15 protein-coding genes and 3 pseudogenes are annotated in these 14,544 nt (G+C 56.1%); 8 read left to right on the top strand and 10 right to left on the bottom strand.

Going from position 1 to position 14,544, the window contains the following annotated elements; all coding sequences use genetic code 11:
* Window positions 1-43: 43 nt before the first annotated feature.
* The 4 genes from WLO32_RS18495 to aspA all read right to left on the bottom strand — a co-directional run bounded on the left by WLO32_RS18495 (window position 44) and on the right by aspA (window position 5,001).
* Window positions 44-1,747, bottom strand: coding sequence for a protein-disulfide reductase DsbD (locus WLO32_RS18495; protein ID WP_435946445.1), 1,704 nt, complete (start codon window positions 1,745-1,747; stop codon window positions 44-46).
* Window positions 1,723-2,046: a divalent cation tolerance protein CutA gene (gene cutA / locus WLO32_RS18490; protein ID WP_435946444.1), complete on the bottom strand. Its 324-nt coding sequence runs from the start codon at window positions 2,044-2,046 to the stop codon at window positions 1,723-1,725. The genes WLO32_RS18495 and cutA overlap by 25 nt, the downstream gene beginning before the upstream one ends.
* A 97-nt stretch (window positions 2,047-2,143) precedes the next feature.
* Window positions 2,144-3,445, bottom strand: coding sequence for an anaerobic C4-dicarboxylate transporter (locus tag WLO32_RS18485; protein ID WP_435946443.1), 1,302 nt, complete (start codon window positions 3,443-3,445; stop codon window positions 2,144-2,146).
* A gap of 119 nt (window positions 3,446-3,564) precedes the next feature.
* Window positions 3,565-5,001 carry an aspartate ammonia-lyase gene (aspA, locus tag WLO32_RS18480; protein WP_435946441.1) on the bottom strand — a complete coding sequence of 479 codons (1,437 nt, stop codon included), beginning with the start codon at window positions 4,999-5,001 and terminating at the stop codon, window positions 3,565-3,567.
* A gap of 343 nt (window positions 5,002-5,344) precedes the next feature.
* Between aspA and WLO32_RS18475 the strand changes: the two genes are divergently transcribed.
* The 4 genes and pseudogenes from WLO32_RS18475 to WLO32_RS18460 all read left to right on the top strand — a co-directional run bounded on the left by WLO32_RS18475 (window position 5,345) and on the right by WLO32_RS18460 (window position 8,441).
* Entirely contained in the window at window positions 5,345-5,830 is a 486-nt protein-coding gene (locus WLO32_RS18475) for an FxsA family protein (protein ID WP_435946440.1), read from the top strand.
* A 136-nt stretch (window positions 5,831-5,966) separates the two neighbouring features.
* The gene (locus WLO32_RS18470) at window positions 5,967-6,260 is read left to right on the top strand and encodes a co-chaperone GroES (protein ID WP_043081801.1); all 294 of its coding nucleotides are present in this window, start codon (window positions 5,967-5,969) and stop codon (window positions 6,258-6,260) included.
* Window positions 6,261-6,298: 38 nt separating this feature from the next.
* Window positions 6,299-7,946 (top strand): annotated as a pseudogene (gene groL, locus WLO32_RS18465) (chaperonin GroEL).
* A 140-nt stretch (window positions 7,947-8,086) separates the two neighbouring features.
* Window positions 8,087-8,441, top strand: a pseudogene (locus WLO32_RS18460) (DUF4156 domain-containing protein).
* A 90-nt stretch (window positions 8,442-8,531) separates the two neighbouring features.
* Here WLO32_RS18460 and epmB read toward each other — a convergent pair.
* Entirely contained in the window at window positions 8,532-9,560 is a 1,029-nt protein-coding gene (epmB, locus tag WLO32_RS18455) for an EF-P beta-lysylation protein EpmB (RefSeq protein ID WP_435946439.1), read from the bottom strand.
* Window positions 9,561-9,601: 41 nt separating this feature from the next.
* Between epmB and efp the strand changes: the two are divergent.
* The 3 genes and pseudogenes from efp to ecnB all read left to right on the top strand — a co-directional run bounded on the left by efp (window position 9,602) and on the right by ecnB (window position 10,619).
* Window positions 9,602-10,169, top strand: a pseudogene (gene efp / locus WLO32_RS18450) (elongation factor P).
* A 65-nt stretch (window positions 10,170-10,234) separates the two neighbouring features.
* Window positions 10,235-10,369: an entericidin A/B family lipoprotein gene (locus WLO32_RS18445; RefSeq protein WP_435946437.1), complete on the top strand. Its 135-nt coding sequence runs from the start codon at window positions 10,235-10,237 to the stop codon at window positions 10,367-10,369.
* A 103-nt stretch (window positions 10,370-10,472) separates the two neighbouring features.
* Window positions 10,473-10,619 (top strand): lipoprotein toxin entericidin B, encoded by a 147-nt coding sequence (ecnB, locus tag WLO32_RS18440; protein WP_435946435.1) that lies wholly within the window; start codon window positions 10,473-10,475, stop codon window positions 10,617-10,619.
* 37 nt (window positions 10,620-10,656) lie between these two features.
* On the opposite strand, the gene WLO32_RS18435 is transcribed toward ecnB, so the two are convergent.
* The gene (locus WLO32_RS18435) at window positions 10,657-11,253 is read right to left on the bottom strand and encodes a LuxR C-terminal-related transcriptional regulator (RefSeq protein ID WP_435946434.1); all 597 of its coding nucleotides are present in this window, start codon (window positions 11,251-11,253) and stop codon (window positions 10,657-10,659) included.
* Window positions 11,254-11,545: 292 nt separating this feature from the next.
* Between WLO32_RS18435 and sugE the strand changes: the two genes are divergently transcribed.
* Window positions 11,546-11,863 (top strand): quaternary ammonium compound efflux SMR transporter SugE, encoded by a 318-nt coding sequence (gene sugE / locus WLO32_RS18430; protein ID WP_435946432.1) that lies wholly within the window; start codon window positions 11,546-11,548, stop codon window positions 11,861-11,863.
* Here sugE and WLO32_RS18425 read toward each other — a convergent pair.
* From WLO32_RS18425 to frdC, 4 genes are all read right to left on the bottom strand, one after another.
* Window positions 11,850-12,389 carry a lipocalin family protein gene (locus WLO32_RS18425; RefSeq protein WP_435946431.1) on the bottom strand — a complete coding sequence of 180 codons (540 nt, stop codon included), beginning with the start codon at window positions 12,387-12,389 and terminating at the stop codon, window positions 11,850-11,852. The genes sugE and WLO32_RS18425 overlap by 14 nt on opposite strands.
* A 101-nt stretch (window positions 12,390-12,490) precedes the next feature.
* Complete coding sequence (ampC, locus tag WLO32_RS18420) at window positions 12,491-13,642, bottom strand: CMY2/MIR/ACT/EC family class C beta-lactamase (RefSeq protein WP_435946429.1); 1,152 nt, start codon at window positions 13,640-13,642, stop codon at window positions 12,491-12,493.
* A 129-nt stretch (window positions 13,643-13,771) separates the two neighbouring features.
* Window positions 13,772-14,131, bottom strand: a complete 360-nt coding sequence (gene frdD, locus WLO32_RS18415; protein ID WP_435946428.1) for a fumarate reductase subunit FrdD — start codon at window positions 14,129-14,131, stop codon at window positions 13,772-13,774.
* A gap of 10 nt (window positions 14,132-14,141) precedes the next feature.
* Complete coding sequence (frdC, locus tag WLO32_RS18410; protein WP_435946427.1) at window positions 14,142-14,537, bottom strand: fumarate reductase subunit FrdC; 396 nt, start codon at window positions 14,535-14,537, stop codon at window positions 14,142-14,144.
* Window positions 14,538-14,544 lie beyond the last annotated feature (7 nt).

Below are 14,544 nucleotides of genomic sequence, written 5' to 3'. Positions count from 1 at the left end.
TTTCTCCTCCGTCGTTCAACGGTTTATCCCACATTAGTGTTGTTTACTGCGCGTAATTGCGCAAATGCGTGCCAAAAGCGCTGGCGTCCATAAAGCCGGTGACGCGCGCCTGCGGCTGTTCACGCCCTTCGGCATCAAAGAACAAAATCGTCGGCAGGCCGAGCACCTTTAAGCGCTTTAACAACGCCGCATCTTCCGCGCTGTTGGCCGTGACATCCGCCTGCAGCAATACCGTTCCTGCAAGCTGCCTTTGTATCAGCGGATCGCTAAAGGTGTATTTCTCAAATTCTTTACAGGCCACGCACCAGTCGGCGTAGAGATCCAGCATGACCGGTTTTCCTCTGGCGCCCGCCAGCGCCTGGTTGAATTGTTCGATACTGGCGACGCGCGTAAAGTTCAGGTGCGGCTGGCCGGCGGTGACGCCGTTGCCGAAAGCCCAGTCCTGCAGCGGCCTTGCGCAGACCAAAGCCGCGCCCAGCAGAATAACCTGTACCATACGCCAGGCTTTGCTGGCCCGCAGGCTGGTAATAAACGCCCAGCCGAAGAAAGCGACGCCCAGCAATCCCCACAGGCGAACGCCCCAGCCATCATTCAGCACGCGTTCAAGCAGGAATACCGGCAGGGCCAGGATCACAAAGCCAAACGCGGTTTTCACCGTCTCCATCCACGGGCCGCTTTTTGGCAGCAGGCGGTTGCCGAAGACGGTGATAAGGATCAGCGGCAGGCCCATACCCAGCGCGTAAAGATAGAGCGTGCCGCCGCCGAGCCACAAGTTTCCGCTTTGCGCGATGTAAAGCAGGATGGCGCTAAGAGGGGCGGTAGTACACGGCGAGCAAATCAGGCCGGCCAGCGCCCCCATCGCGAAGACGCCGCCTGCCGAGCCGCCCTGCTGGCGATTGCTCATCAGGGTGAGGCGGGTTTGCAGCGACGAGGGCAGCTGCAGCGTGAACAGCCCGAACATGGAAGCGGCGAGCAGCACAAACAGCGCCGACAGGGCGATAAGCACGTAAGGGTGCTGCAGCGCGGCCTGGAACTGCAATCCGGCGGCGGCAACCACCAGGCCCAGGGCGGTGTAGGTAAGCGCCATTCCCTGCACGTAGATAAAGGCCAGCAGCAGCGCGCGGGCGGTGGATAAGCGCCGTTTGCCGCCCAGCACGATGCCGGAAATCAGCGGGTACATCGGCAGCACGCAGGGCGTGAAGGCGATGCCGATGCCGATAAGAAATGCCCACAGCGCGGAGAAGGGAAGCCGGCCGGCATTAGCGTCGCCCGCGTCTTTCGCTTCGGAAGAGGAGAGTGGAGCGGAAGGCGCTGCTTTGCCGGAAACCGCGCTCAGCGGCACAACGCGCGTTTCCGGCGGATAACAGAAGCCCGCCTCGGCGCAGCCCTGGTAAGTTACGCTGACCGTCGCGCCTTTTTGCGCGAAGTTGACCGTCACCGGCAAAGTCAGGCTGTCCTTGTAAATCTCGGTTTTGCCGTAAAATTCGTCTTCATGCCAGAGCGCTTTCGGCATCTGCGGCGGCGCCAGCTCCGCCTGCGCCGGGCTAAGTTTGATTTGCTGGCGATAAAGATAGTAGCCGGGCTTAATCTGCCAGTTCAGGCTGAGCTGGCCGTGGGCCTGCTGAAAATCAAAGGCGAAAGCCTGGTCGACGGGAACAAACTGCGTTTTTCCCTGGCCGTCGAACAGGCCGGCAAAAGTTTGAGCGCTAAAAAGCAGGAGGATCAGCGTAAGGATGCGTAGAGCCATGACAGGTATTCATTATCTCCGTGGGTAACCGGCAGCACCAGTAGTTCAGGGGTTTGGTACGGGTGGCGCGCTTTCAGACAGGCCAGCAGGGCCTCCTGATGGGCGACGTCGCTTTTGAGCAGCATCTGCACCTCATACTCCTGTTCCATTTTTCCTTCCCAGTAGTAGAGCGAGGTCGCGCCGGGCAGCAGGGTGACGCAGGCGGCGAGCTTTTCCGTCAGGGCAAGGGTGGCAAGCTCCTGGGCGGTGGCTTCGTCCGGGGCGGTACAAAGAATGACAACGGCCTGGGTAGTCGACATAGCTTTCTCGTCTGCGGGGGAAACAGCCGAAGACTATAGCATGCAGGGAGAGGAGAAGATGTTAAACGGGCCGCCGGGCGACCCGTTTTTACAAGATTTACAGAACCAGGCCGCCGACGATAAAGCCGAGGATCACGCACAGGGTGATGGCGATAACCCCCGGCAGCAGGAAGGCGTGGTTAAAAACGTACTTGCCGATGCGGGTTGAGCCCGTATCGTCCATTTCAACCGCGGCCAGAAGCGTTGGATAGGTCGGCAGCACGAACAGCGCGGAGACGGCGGCAAAGGAGGCGATAGCGGTGAGCGGGCTGACGCCCAGCATCAGCGCCGCGGGCATCAGCGCCTTGGTCGTTGCCGCCTGGGAGTACAGTAAGGTGGCGGCAAAGAACAGCACAACCGCCAGCAGCCACGGATAGCCCTGCAGCAGATCGCCTGCGAAGCCCTGGATATCCTGAATATGGTTTTTGACGAAGGTATCCCCCAGCCACGCCACGCCCAGCACGCAGATACAGGCGCTCATACCGGATTTAAAGGTGCTGGCGTTGAGGATTTCGCCGGTGTCGATTTTACAGGTGATGGAAATCAGCGTGGCGATGGTCAGCATAAAGACCACGATAGCTTCGTTACGCGGCAGCACCGGGTTTTGGATCAGGCCAACGGTATCGCTGATGGCGGTAGCGTAGAACATGACCGCGACGATGCCGACCAGGAACAGCAGCACCGAACGTTTGGCGTGCGGCTTTAGCTTAAAGACCTGGCTGCCCCGCAGCTGCACTTCGCCTTTGGCGAGACGCTCCTGATAAATAGGATCGTCTTTCAGCTCGCAGCCGAGGAAGTTACAGACGATTGCGGTCAGCATAACGGCAACCAGCGTCACCGGAATGCAGATAGCCAGCAGCGTCAGGTAGCTGACGCCCAGCGGTTCGAGGATCCCGGCAAAGAAAACCACGGCGGCGGAAATCGGCGAGGCGGTAATGGCAATCTGGGATGCCACCACGGCGATGGAAAGCGGACGCGAAGGGCGGATGCCCTGCTCTTTAGCCACTTCGGTAATCACCGGCAGCGTGGAGAAAGCCGTATGCCCGGTGCCCGCCAGAATGGTCATAAACCAGGTGACGAGCGGGGCGAGGAAGGTGATGTATTTCGGGTGGCGGCGCAGCAGACGCTCCGCGAGGCTTACCAGGTAATCCATACCGCCTGCTACCTGCATGGCGGCAATCGCGGCGATAACCGCCATGATGATTTCGATGACGTCGAAGGGAATGGCCCCCGGCTTAATCTGGAAGAGCAGGGTAAGGACTAATACGCCCAGGCCGCCGGCAAAGCCTATGCCTATGCCGCCCAGCCTTGCCCCAAGATAAATCGCCAGCAGGACGATAACGAGTTCAGCTCCAAACATAATTTGCTTCCTTGAAGTTTAATGAGTTGAAAATAAGTTGTTGTATTAATGTATGCCTGAAACGAAAAAGGCACGTCGCGATGGACGTGCCTTTTGGCTAAGTTAACTTCCCGTCATTATCATTGTTCACTTTCATCCGTGTAGCGTTTTGCTTTGTAGACCGGGTGCATCAGGTTATGGATAGAGAATATATCGTCCAGCTCGGCTTCTGTCAGCAGGCCGCGCTCCAGAACCACTTCCCGCACGCTCTTACCGGTTTCCGCACAAATCTTGCCGACGATGTCGCCGTTGTGGTGGCCGATAAACGGGTTCAGATAGGTGACGATGCCGATCGAGTTGTATACGTAGCTTTCGCACACTTCTTTATTCGCGGTGATGCCGTTAATGCATTTTTCCAGCAGGTTGTAGCAGGCGTTGGTCAGGATGTGGATGGACTCGAACATCGCCTGACCGATAACCGGCTCCATAACGTTCAGCTGCAGCTGGCCCGCTTCGGAGGCCATGGTCACCGTAGCGTCGTTGCCGATGACCTTAAAGCAGACCTGGTTTACGACTTCAGGCACCACCGGGTTCACCTTGGCCGGCATAATGGACGAACCGGCCTGCAGCTCCGGCAGGTTGATTTCGTTCAGGCCGGCGCGCGGGCCGGAGGAGAGCAGGCGAAGGTCGTTACAGATCTTCGACATCTTCACCGCCAGGCGTTTGAGCGAGCTGTGGACCATCACGTAGGCGCCGCAGTCAGAGGTCGCTTCAATCAGGTCTTCGGCCGGTACGCACGGCAGGTTGCTGACCTCAGCCAGCTTCTGCACCGCCAGCTGCTGATAGCCTTCCGGGGTGTTAAGGCGTGTGCCGATGGCGGTTGCGCCGAGGTTCACTTCTAATAAAAGCTCTGCGGTCCGCAGCAGGTTTTTGGTTTCTTCGGTCAGCAGGACGTTAAAGGCGTGGAACTCCTGGCCCAGCGACATAGGCACCGCGTCCTGCAGCTGGGTACGGCCCATTTTGAGGATGTTTTCAAATTCGACGGCCTTACGCTGGAAGCCTTCGCCCAGCTGGTTAATGGCGTCAATCAGCTTGATGATGGAGGCGTAAACCGCGATACGGAACCCGGTTGGGTAGGCATCGTTGGTGGACTGGCATTTGTTGACGTGGTCGTTGGGGTTCAGATACTGATATTCGCCTTTCTGGTGGCCCATCAGCTCCAGCCCGATATTGGTAAGCACTTCGTTGGTATTCATGTTGACGGAGGTGCCGGCGCCGCCCTGGTAGACGTCCACCGGGAACTGATCCATGCACTTGCCGTTGTTCAGCACTTCGTCACAGGCCTGGATAATGGTATTGGCGATGCTTCTCGGGATGGTTTGCAACTCCTTGTTGGCCATCGCCGCGGCTTTTTTCACCATCACCATGCCACGCACAAACTCAGGAATGTCGCTGATTTTGCTGTTACTGATATAGAAGTTTTCAATCGCTCTCAGAGTGTGAATACCATAGTAGGCATCCGCTGGCACTTCCCTGGTACCCAACAAATCTTCTTCGATACGAATGTTATTTAACATGTGAACCTTCTTTTTCAAGCTGCCAATAAATGCACCGTTTTCACGCACAGGATGTGTGGTCGTGAGCTGAATAGACCGACGATTATGTCCGTATTCGGTCTCCATGCCGTGATGATATGCTGATCATAGCGAAAAGCAGTTATCTGGATCACTTATTAAAAGCCACATCACATAACTATTATTAATATGTGATATCGATCAATGGTTAGAAATTTCCAGAAAAATAACCTGGAGCTTAGATTGATCTTTGGCTAATGCGCCGCCATCTGTTAGCAATGCCCTATCGCTAACCCATTTTTACGAGCGCCGGAAGGGAGCTTGTTATCAACCACAGGAGAATACGGTGCGCTGGATACCGTTAATTGCCATTTTTCTCTATGTTTACATCGAGATTTCATTATTCATTCAGGTGGCCCACGTGCTGGGCGTCTTCCTGACGCTGATGCTGGTGATCTTCACCTCGGTCATTGGGATGTCGCTGGTGCGCAACCAGGGCTTTAAGACCTTTATGCAGATGCAGCAGAAGATGGCGGCAGGCGAGAGCCCGGCCGCGGAGATGATCAAAAGCGTTTCGCTCGTCTTGTCCGGCTTCCTGCTGCTGCTGCCCGGCTTCTTCACCGATTTCCTCGGCCTGCTGCTGCTGTTGCCGCCGGTACAAAAGCATCTGACGCTTAAGCTGATGCCGCATCTGCGCTTTTCGCGCATGCCTGGCGGCGGCTTTAGCGCGGGTGGCGACGGCGGTCAAACCTTCGACGGCGAGTACCAGCGCAGGGACGAGGCCCCGAAACGGCTCGAAGACCGTGATAATGACAATCGCCACGATCGTTAAAATTTCGAAAATTTTTTTGTTTTCCCCCTTGAAGGGGGGAAAGCCCATCCCCATCTCTCAGGTCACCAGCCGATAACCCATTTGGGTCGGCGTTACCCAAACAACTGATACTGACTTTCTCAAAGGAGAGCTATCAATGAGTATTCGTCCATTACATGATCGTGTCATCGTCAAGCGTAAAGAAGTTGAGTCCAAATCTGCAGGCGGCATCGTGCTGACCGGGAGTGCAGCAGGTAAATCAACTCGTGGCGAGATCATCGCTGTCGGTAAGGGCCGCATCCTGGAAAACGGTAACGTACAGCCGCTGGACGTGAAGGTCGGCGACATCGTGATTTTCAACGATGGTTACGGTGTGAAGTCCGAGAAGATCGACAATGAAGAAGTGTTGATCATGTCCGAAAGCGACATCCTGGCAATTGTTGAAGCGTAATCCGCAAGCAAATTAAACGAATTTAAGGGAAAAGAACAATGGCAGCTAAAGACGTAAAATTCGGTAACGACGCTCGTGTGAAAATGCTGCGTGGCGTTAACGTACTGGCAGATGCAGTGAAAGTTACCCTCGGTCCTAAAGGCCGTAATGTGGTTCTGGATAAATCTTTCGGTGCACCGACCATCACTAAAGATGGTGTTTCCGTCGCTCGTGAAATCGAACTGGAAGACAAATTCGAAAACATGGGTGCGCAGATGGTGAAAGAAGTTGCCTCTAAAGCGAACGACGCTGCGGGCGACGGCACCACCACCGCAACCGTGCTGGCGCAGGGCCATCATCACCGAAGGTCTGAAAGCCGTTGCCGCGGGCATGAACCCGATGGATCTGAAACGCGGTATCGATAAGGCCGTTATCGCCGCTGTTGAAGAACTAAAAGCGCTGTCCGTACCTTGCTCCGACTCTAAGGCTATCGCTCAGGTTGGTACCATCTCTGCTAACTCCGACGAAACCGTGGGTACGCTGATCGCAGAAGCGATGGAAAAAGTAGGCAAAGAAGGCGTTATCACCGTTGAAGAAGGCACCGGCCTGCAGGACGAGCTGGACGTCGTGGAAGGTATGCAGTTCGACCGTGGCTACCTGTCTCCGTACTTCATCAACAAACCGGAAACTGGCTCAATCGAGCTGGACAGCCCGTTCATCCTGCTGGCTGACAAGAAAATCTCCAACATCCGTGAAATGCTGCCGGTACTGGAAGCCGTTGCGAAAGCCGGCAAGCCGCTGCTGATCATCGCCGAAGACGTTGAAGGTGAAGCGCTGGCGACGCTGGTCGTGAACACCATGCGCGGCATTGTTAAAGTCGCCGCTGTTAAAGCGCCAGGCTTCGGCGACCGTCGTAAAGCGATGCTGCAGGATATCGCTATCCTGACCGGCGGTACCGTTATCTCTGAAGAGATCGGTATGGAGCTGGAAAAAGCGACCCTGGAAAACCTGGGTACCGCTAAGCGCATCGTTATCAACAAAGACACCACTACCATCATCGACGGTACCGGTGAAGAGGCGGCGATTGCCGGCCGCGTAAGCCAGATTCGTCAGCAGATCGAAGAAGCCACTTCTGACTACGATCGTGAAAAACTGCAGGAGCGCGTAGCGAAACTGGCAGGCGGCGTTGCGGTAATCAAAGTTGGCGCGGCGACCGAAGTTGAAATGAAAGAGAAGAAAGCTCGCGTTGAAGATGCCCTGCACGCTACCCGTGCTGCGGTAGAAGAAGGCGTGGTTGCCGGCGGTGGCGTTGCGCTGATTCGCGTAGCTTCTAAGCTGGGCGAACTGCGCGGCGTGAACGAAGATCAGAACGTCGGTATCAAAGTTGCGCTGCGCGCGATGGAAGCGCCGCTGCGTCAGATCGTTCTGAACTGCGGCGAAGAGCCATCCGTAGTCGCTAACACCGTGAAAGCGGGCGACGGCAACTACGGCTACAACGCGGCAACCGAAGAATACGGCAACATGATTGACATGGGTATCCTGGATCCAACCAAAGTGACCCGTTCTGCGCTGCAGTACGCGGCATCCGTGGCTGGCCTGATGATCACCACCGAGTGCATGGTTACCGACCTGCCAAAAAGCGACGCTCCTGATTTAGGCGCTGCTGGCGGCATGGGTGGCATGGGCGGTATGGGCGGCATGATGTAATTGCCGTAGCGTCCGCTATTAAAGAAACCCTCAGGCAGAAATGCCTGAGGGTTTTTTCTTTTCGGGCGCAGTCTGGTATAAGGTCTTACCGGGTAACTGAGCCCGCTATATTTCACACAGCATTGATTACGGGGAACAACATGCGCATAAAAGTTTCAGCAGGAATGGCTGTAGCAGCGTTGCTGCTGGCGGGATGTAGTACCAGCAATGAACTGTCCGCAGGCGGCCAGAACGTTCGTTTTGTTGAAGAGAAGCCGGCCAGCAACTGCCAGCTGTTAGGTAGCGCAACCGGCGAGCAGAGCAACTGGCTGTCCGGGCAGCACGGGGACGAAGGCGGTTCAATGCGCGGCGCGGCAAATGCCCTGCGTAACAATGCGGGCCGCTATGGGCGGCAACGTGATTTATGGCGTGAGCAGCCCGAGCCAGAACCTGCTGTCGAGCTTTGCGCCGACCGCCAGCAAAATGACCGGCCAGGTTTATAAGTGCCCGAACTGATTTAGACGTTTGCCTGCGGCGGGTGGCGCTTCGCTTACCCGCCCTACGTTTGCACCCGCGGATAAGCGAAGCGTTATCCGCCAGCCTTCCTTACGACTGCCGCAGCTGCAAATCCAGCGGCGTCTTGCTCGGCTCTCCGCCAATCTCACGGGCAAGCCTCGGCACCATATAGCCGGACACCAGCGTCAGCAGCTCGCGCACAATCCCTCGCGCTTCATCGTCGCTTACCATGAAATGCGCCGCGCCCTGCACTTTATCGAGCACGTGCAGGTAATAAGGCATCACTCCCGCGTCAAAGAGCGCGTTGCTTAAATCCGCCAGCGTCCGGGCGCTATCGTTAACGCCGCGCAGCAGCACGCTCTGGTTGAGCAGCGTAACGCCTGCCTGGCGCAGGCTCGCCATTGCGGTCCTGAACTCTTCGCCAATCTCCTGCGCGTGGTTAATATGATTAACCAGCAGCACCTGCAGGCGCGAGCGTGAGAGGCGCGCAACGAGCGTGTCGGTGATGCGCGCCGGTATCACAATCGGCAGGCGGCTGTGAATGCGCAGGCGCCTGATATGCGCGATGGCCTCCAGTTCGCCCAGCAGCCAGTCCAGCTCGTGGTCTTTGGCCATTAAAGGATCGCCGCCGGAGAAAATAATTTCGTCCAGCTCGGGATGCTCGCTGATGTAAGCGAGGGCGGCCTGCCAGTTGCGCTTGTTGCCCTGGTTGTCGGCATAGGGAAAATGGCGGCGGAAGCAGTAGCGGCAGTTCACGGCGCAGCCGCCTTTGACCAGCAGCAGGGCGCGGTTGCGGTACTTGTGCAACAGTCCCGGCACGACGCTGTGCTGCTCTTCCAACGGGTCGGTGCTAAAACCCGGCGCGGCGATGAACTCTTGTTTTGCGGTAAGAACCTGGCGTAAAAGCGGGTCGTTCGGGTCGCCTTTTTGCATGCGGGCGACGAATGCGCGGGGCACCCGCAGCGCAAAAAGTCGCCGCGCATCGCGTCCTGCCAACAACTCTTCGTCAGCGTCTACATTTAAAATGTGCAACAGTTCGTCAGGATCGGTTATAACATCGGCAAGTTGCGTTAACCAATCTTCTCTGCGGGGGGGATTTAGGGTTACAATGTGTGCCATTTTTTTGGCTAAGCTACCAATTAACAATTTCAGAGGGCCTTATGGCGACTTATTCTAGCAACGATTTTCGTTCCGGTCTTAAAATCATGTTCGAAGGCGAGCCTTACGCAGTCGAATCCAGCGAGTTCGTGAAACCAGGTAAAGGCCAGGCCTTTGCCCGCGTTAAAATGCGCCGCCTGCTGACCGGCACCCGCGTGGAAAAAACCTTTAAATCTACCGACTCCGCCGAAGGCGCAGACGTTATCGATATGAACCTGACTTACCTGTACAACGACGGTGAGTTCTACCACTTCATGAATAACGAAACCTTCGAGCAGCTGGGCCGCCGACGAAAAAGCAATCGGCGATAACGCTAAGTGGCTGCTGGATCAGGCCGAGTGCATCGTGACCCTGTGGAACGGCCGTCCAATCGCCATACAGCCGCCAAACTTCGTGGAGCTGGAAATCGTTGAAACCGATCCAGGCCTGAAAGGCGATACCGCAGGCACCGGCGGCAAACCCGCTACGCTGTCTACCGGCGCGGTGGTTAAAGTTCCATTGTTCGTACAGATTGGCGAAGTGATCAAAGTTGATACCCGCTCTGGCGAATACGTTTCTCGCGTGAAGTAAGACGTGAAGGCGTGCGGCGTGGTCTTGTTTTCATACCACGCCGCAGCTTGTTGAAGGCAGGGAAGATGAATCGACTGGCAAAGCTGCTGCTCACTGTCGCCTTTCTGGCGACCTTGCTGAGCGGGTGCAATACGACGCGTGGTTTTGGCGAAGATCTGCAGCATCTCGGCGGCGCAATCGAGCGCGCGACCAACAAATAACTTCCATAACTCCTAAAAAATCCATCATATGCGTCAGCTTTCCATTTTTTGGCTATGCTTAAGTGGCTATACACAATCACACAGGCAAAAAAGGAAAAATGTCATGATTAAGAAAACTCTTGCAGCGTTCTTTTCACTCGTGGTGCTCTCATCATTGCTGACCGCATGTAATACCACGCGCGGCGTTGGTGAAGATATTTCAGATGGCGGCAGCGCTATCTCTGGTGCGGCTACAAAAGCACAGAACTAATCTAAACCGCAACGGTACGGTAAATGTTGCCGTACCGTTATTCAGCCATGGCTAACGGCTGCGCTAAAAATAAAGAAAAGCGATTGTCGGCGCCTAATTTCATGCGGATATTACGCTTGTAGGTATAAACCGTTTTAGGACTGATTCCCATTACCTTCGCAATCATCTCGTGACTTGCCGCTTCCGTCCACAGCTTTAAGACGCGCTCTTCGCGTAAGGTAAGCAGCGACGTCGTATTTGGCTGCCGGTATCTGAAAGGCGGGCGGGTATTTAGCGTTTGCTCGATCAGGGAATGAAGCTCGTCCAAAGGCAAAGTCTTGCTGTATACCTCCTGCGTCCCCTGCTTGCGGCAATACTCGTCAATATGCGGATGACCGCCGCTTTGCATTACCATCAGGCGCGTTGATTTACCGCAGGCGGAATAAATTGCCGACAGCTGCTGAATATTATGCAGGGCGCCGGAAAATCCGGAAAAATCGACAATCACCATATTAGGCTGCCACTGGATAATTTTTTCACGGGCAATAAGCAAATTATCCGTATCAACAATACAGAAGGCGTTATTTTTATTGATTAATTGTCTAAGACCCACCAGGCTATAGTAACATCGGTCAATCAGTAATATTTTATACATTTTTAACGTTCACGACTTTCATTATTACAGCCTTTCCAGCGACACGGGGAAACGTTTTAATCATATGAATGTTTCAGGCAAACTGAATTGACGATCTACGTAACAATCTTAAGCTATTTCCTGGCTTAGCTTTTTAGCTGAAAGCTGGCGTGACGCCCGCTGAGCCGCAAAAATCCTTTTTCTCCGCGCGGCGATGTTGCCGATGCTAAACTATCTTCCTTCCGACAAGCCTTGCGGGACGACCCGTAAGCGTTTCTTTTTTAACGGGGACGGCCCCTTTTCTGGAGCTATTATGTCCTGGATTATCCTGGTTATTGCGGGTCTTCTGGAAGTCGTTTGGGCCATCGGCCTGAAATATTCCCAGGGTTTTAGCCGCCTGTGGCCGGGCGTGATAACTATCGTGGCGATGGTGGCCAGCGTGGCGCTGCTTTCCTGGGCGATGAAAACGCTGCCCGTCGGTACGGCTTACGCCGTCTGGACGGGGATTGGCGCGGTGGGAGCGGCGACGGCCGGTATCCTGCTGTTAGGGGAATCAGCAAGCCCGGCCCGTCTGGCGAGCCTGGCCCTGATTGTGGTCGGCATTATCGGCCTGAAGCTCAGCGCCCATTAACATTCTGTTTGATCCACAGGAGCTTCTCAACCGGGAAGCCCTGGCGGCTGGCGCTTTGCAGCATCTGTTGCTTCACCTCGTCGCTGATGGTCGGCGTGCGGGAGAGGATCCACAGGTAATCGCGGTTCGGCCCGCATATCAGCGCATGGCGATAGTCTTTGTCGAGGGCAATGATGTTATAGCCGCCATAGAAGGGGCCGAAGAAAGAGACCTTCAGCGCCGCGCGGTCCGGCGAGCCGGTGAAGTAGGCTTTGCCGATGCTCTGCTGCCACATCTGCCTGTCCGGGTTGAATCCCCGGTTGACCACCCGCAAACCGCCGTCATCCCTCAGGCTGTAGGTCGCCGTCACCTGCTCCAGGCCACGCTCGAAACTGTGGTCGAAGCGGGCAATTTCGTACCACTGCCCAAGATAGCGTTTAACATCGAAATTGTTCACCACCGTCACGTTTGGAGGCGGGGCAGGAGAACTGCAGGCAACAACCAAAAACGCCGCCGTTACGGCGGAAACAATCGGCCAGATGCGCATAGCTTATTCCTTGTCAGCTTTTTGCTAAGTGTAGATTGCGGCGTAAAAAAAGCAGGAGATGGGTGAAATTAAAAAGGCCTGCCGCCGGCAGGCCCGTCGGTTTACCGCAAAGCCGCAAGGATCCTATAGCCTGCTTTGACCCGCGCCGGGTTAGGGTAGTTTTTGTTGGCCAGCAGCACGATGCCGAGCTGCTGTTCAGGAATGAAGGCGACGTAGCTGCCAAAGCCGCCGGTTGAACCCGTTTTATGCACCCAGGAAGCTTTTACCGCAGGCATGGGGGGGTCGATAGCGTAGGCGGCCTGCGGGGCAAGCGCCACCTTTCCGTCGCTGTCGTTGATGAGGGTGGCTGCATTGAGCGGCCAGTTGAGCATCTCCCAGCCCAGCCCCTGATACAGGTTTCCTGCCCGCCAGTATCTTGACTGCGCAAGCGCAATGCCCTGCCTGAGCGCGGCATCTTGCACCCGCTCAGGATCCATATTGGCCTGAACCCAGGCCGCCATGTCCTCAACGGAAGATTTTATGCCATAGGCTTCGGCATCCAGCATTCCTGGCGAAACGCGCACCGCTTTGCCTTCCCGATAGCCCCATGCGTAACGAGATTGTGCGGATGCGGGGACTTTTATCCAGGTGGCAGAAAGGCTCAGGGGCCGGAGTACGCGCTCTGTCATGGCCTTCTCAAAGCGCATTCCCGACGGCTTAACAGCGAGCGCGCCGAACAGGCCAATGCTGGCGTTGGCGTACAGGCGCATGGCTCCCGGCGCCCACTGTGGCCGCCAGTTTTGAAAGAAGCGCAGCAGGGCCGCCTTGTCGCTGACTTCGTCAGGCACCTGCAGCGGCAGGCCGCCGGCGGTGTAGGTCGCCAGATGCAGCAGGGTAATATCCCGCCACTGGCTGCCCGTCAGCGCAGGCCAGTATTTCGCTGCCGGATCGCCCAGCTTAATTTCGCCGCGGGCCACGCTATCGCCGCCCAGCACGCCGGTAAACGTCTTGCTGACCGAGCCTAATTCGAACAGCGTCTCTTTTGTTACGGCGACGTTCCGGGCTACGTCCGCCTTGCCGTAGGTGAAGTAGTAAGCCTTGCCGCGATAAATGACTGCCGCCGCCATGCCGGGAATATTCTGCTCCTTCAGCAGCGGCGCAAGCGTGTCGTCAACGACCTGGGCTATCTGTTTTTCAGTCAGCGTTTTCGCAGCGGCAAAGGATGAGCATGAGGCGGTGAGCAGCAACGCGCAGCAGAGTGATTTTTTTAGCATGATTCTTCCATAAAGTGGCGCGACGGAATGTCCGGACCCGGCAGATGCTTTCAGTCTGTTGGATTTGAGCAAATAAGCCAATAAAAAAGGCCCGCCCGGAGGCAGACCTTTTAGCTGAACAGGCCGTAATCAGATCGTAATCACACCGATCAGCGTGACCACCGTCAGGATCGCCGCAAGCCCGTAGAACACCCATTTGCCTGAGGGCACATGAATCTTCAGATCGTGCATGGCGTGGTGAATACGGTGCAGGCCGCACCACAGCGGCAGCACTATCGCCAGGAAGATGAACAGGCGGCCGATGAGGCTGTGGGCGAAGGCATACACCCGGTCATAGCCCAGCGCGTCGCCGGGGAACAGGCCGAGCGGCAGCATAATGCCCACCAGCAGCACGATAACCGGGGTAATAATCGCGCTCCACATGCCGCCGGCCCCAAACAGGCCCCAGAATACCGGCTCGTCGGAGCGTTTCGGATTGGGATTGATCATAACGTCCTCCTTACCAGAACAGTGCAACAAACAAAATGACGACCGTGGCGATCGCGGTCACCGCCCACAGCCCTTTAATCACCGGCCCGGGCCCCATTTTTTCGTCTTTAACGATGATGTTGGCGGCCTTCGGCGCCAGCTCAAACCAGGTTTTGGTGTGCAGCAACGCGGCGGCCAGAGAGATAATATTCAGGATCGCCACAATCGGGTTACGCAGAAAACCGACAAAGTGCTGCCAGCTTTCCGGTCCGCTTTTTAAGGCGAACAGGCCGCAGATCAGCAGGATGCTGAACCATACCGCCGGCACCGAGGTGCCTTCGCGCAGCATATAAAAGCGATAGAAGCCCAGTTTTTGCCACCAGGTGGGGGCCATAGTGCGAACGTACGGCTTACGTTTCGTGGTCATTGTGCAC

It is taken from the genome of Dryocola mayonis (assembly GCF_051307045.1).
Lineage (GTDB): Bacteria > Pseudomonadota > Gammaproteobacteria > Enterobacterales > Enterobacteriaceae > Dryocola.
The sequence above is the reverse complement of the archived record's forward strand: the minus strand, read 5'-3'. Positions and strand labels throughout refer to the sequence as shown.

Excerpts from the sequence above, each read along its gene's own strand:
- ecnB (WP_435946435.1), top strand. The coding sequence starts at position 10,473 with ATGATTAAGAAAACTCTTGCAGCGTTCTTTTCACTCGTGGTGCTCTCA.
- aspA (WP_435946441.1), bottom strand. The coding sequence starts at position 5,001 with ATGTTAAATAACATTCGTATCGAAGAAGATTTGTTGGGTACCAGGGAA.
- WLO32_RS18485 (WP_435946443.1), bottom strand. The coding sequence starts at position 3,445 with ATGTTTGGAGCTGAACTCGTTATCGTCCTGCTGGCGATTTATCTTGGG.
- WLO32_RS18470 (WP_043081801.1), top strand. The coding sequence starts at position 5,967 with ATGAGTATTCGTCCATTACATGATCGTGTCATCGTCAAGCGTAAAGAA.
- sugE (WP_435946432.1), top strand. The coding sequence starts at position 11,546 with ATGTCCTGGATTATCCTGGTTATTGCGGGTCTTCTGGAAGTCGTTTGG.
- WLO32_RS18425 (WP_435946431.1), bottom strand. The coding sequence starts at position 12,389 with ATGCGCATCTGGCCGATTGTTTCCGCCGTAACGGCGGCGTTTTTGGTT.
- WLO32_RS18495 (WP_435946445.1), bottom strand. The coding sequence starts at position 1,747 with ATGGCTCTACGCATCCTTACGCTGATCCTCCTGCTTTTTAGCGCTCAA.
- ampC (WP_435946429.1), bottom strand. The coding sequence starts at position 13,642 with ATGCTAAAAAAATCACTCTGCTGCGCGTTGCTGCTCACCGCCTCATGC.
- epmB (WP_435946439.1), bottom strand. The coding sequence starts at position 9,560 with ATGGCACACATTGTAACCCTAAATCCCCCCCGCAGAGAAGATTGGTTA.
- WLO32_RS18445 (WP_435946437.1), top strand. The coding sequence starts at position 10,235 with ATGAATCGACTGGCAAAGCTGCTGCTCACTGTCGCCTTTCTGGCGACC.
- frdD (WP_435946428.1), bottom strand. The coding sequence starts at position 14,131 with ATGATCAATCCCAATCCGAAACGCTCCGACGAGCCGGTATTCTGGGGC.
- WLO32_RS18435 (WP_435946434.1), bottom strand. The coding sequence starts at position 11,253 with ATGTATAAAATATTACTGATTGACCGATGTTACTATAGCCTGGTGGGT.
- cutA (WP_435946444.1), bottom strand. The coding sequence starts at position 2,046 with ATGTCGACTACCCAGGCCGTTGTCATTCTTTGTACCGCCCCGGACGAA.
- frdC (WP_435946427.1), bottom strand. The coding sequence starts at position 14,537 with ATGACCACGAAACGTAAGCCGTACGTTCGCACTATGGCCCCCACCTGG.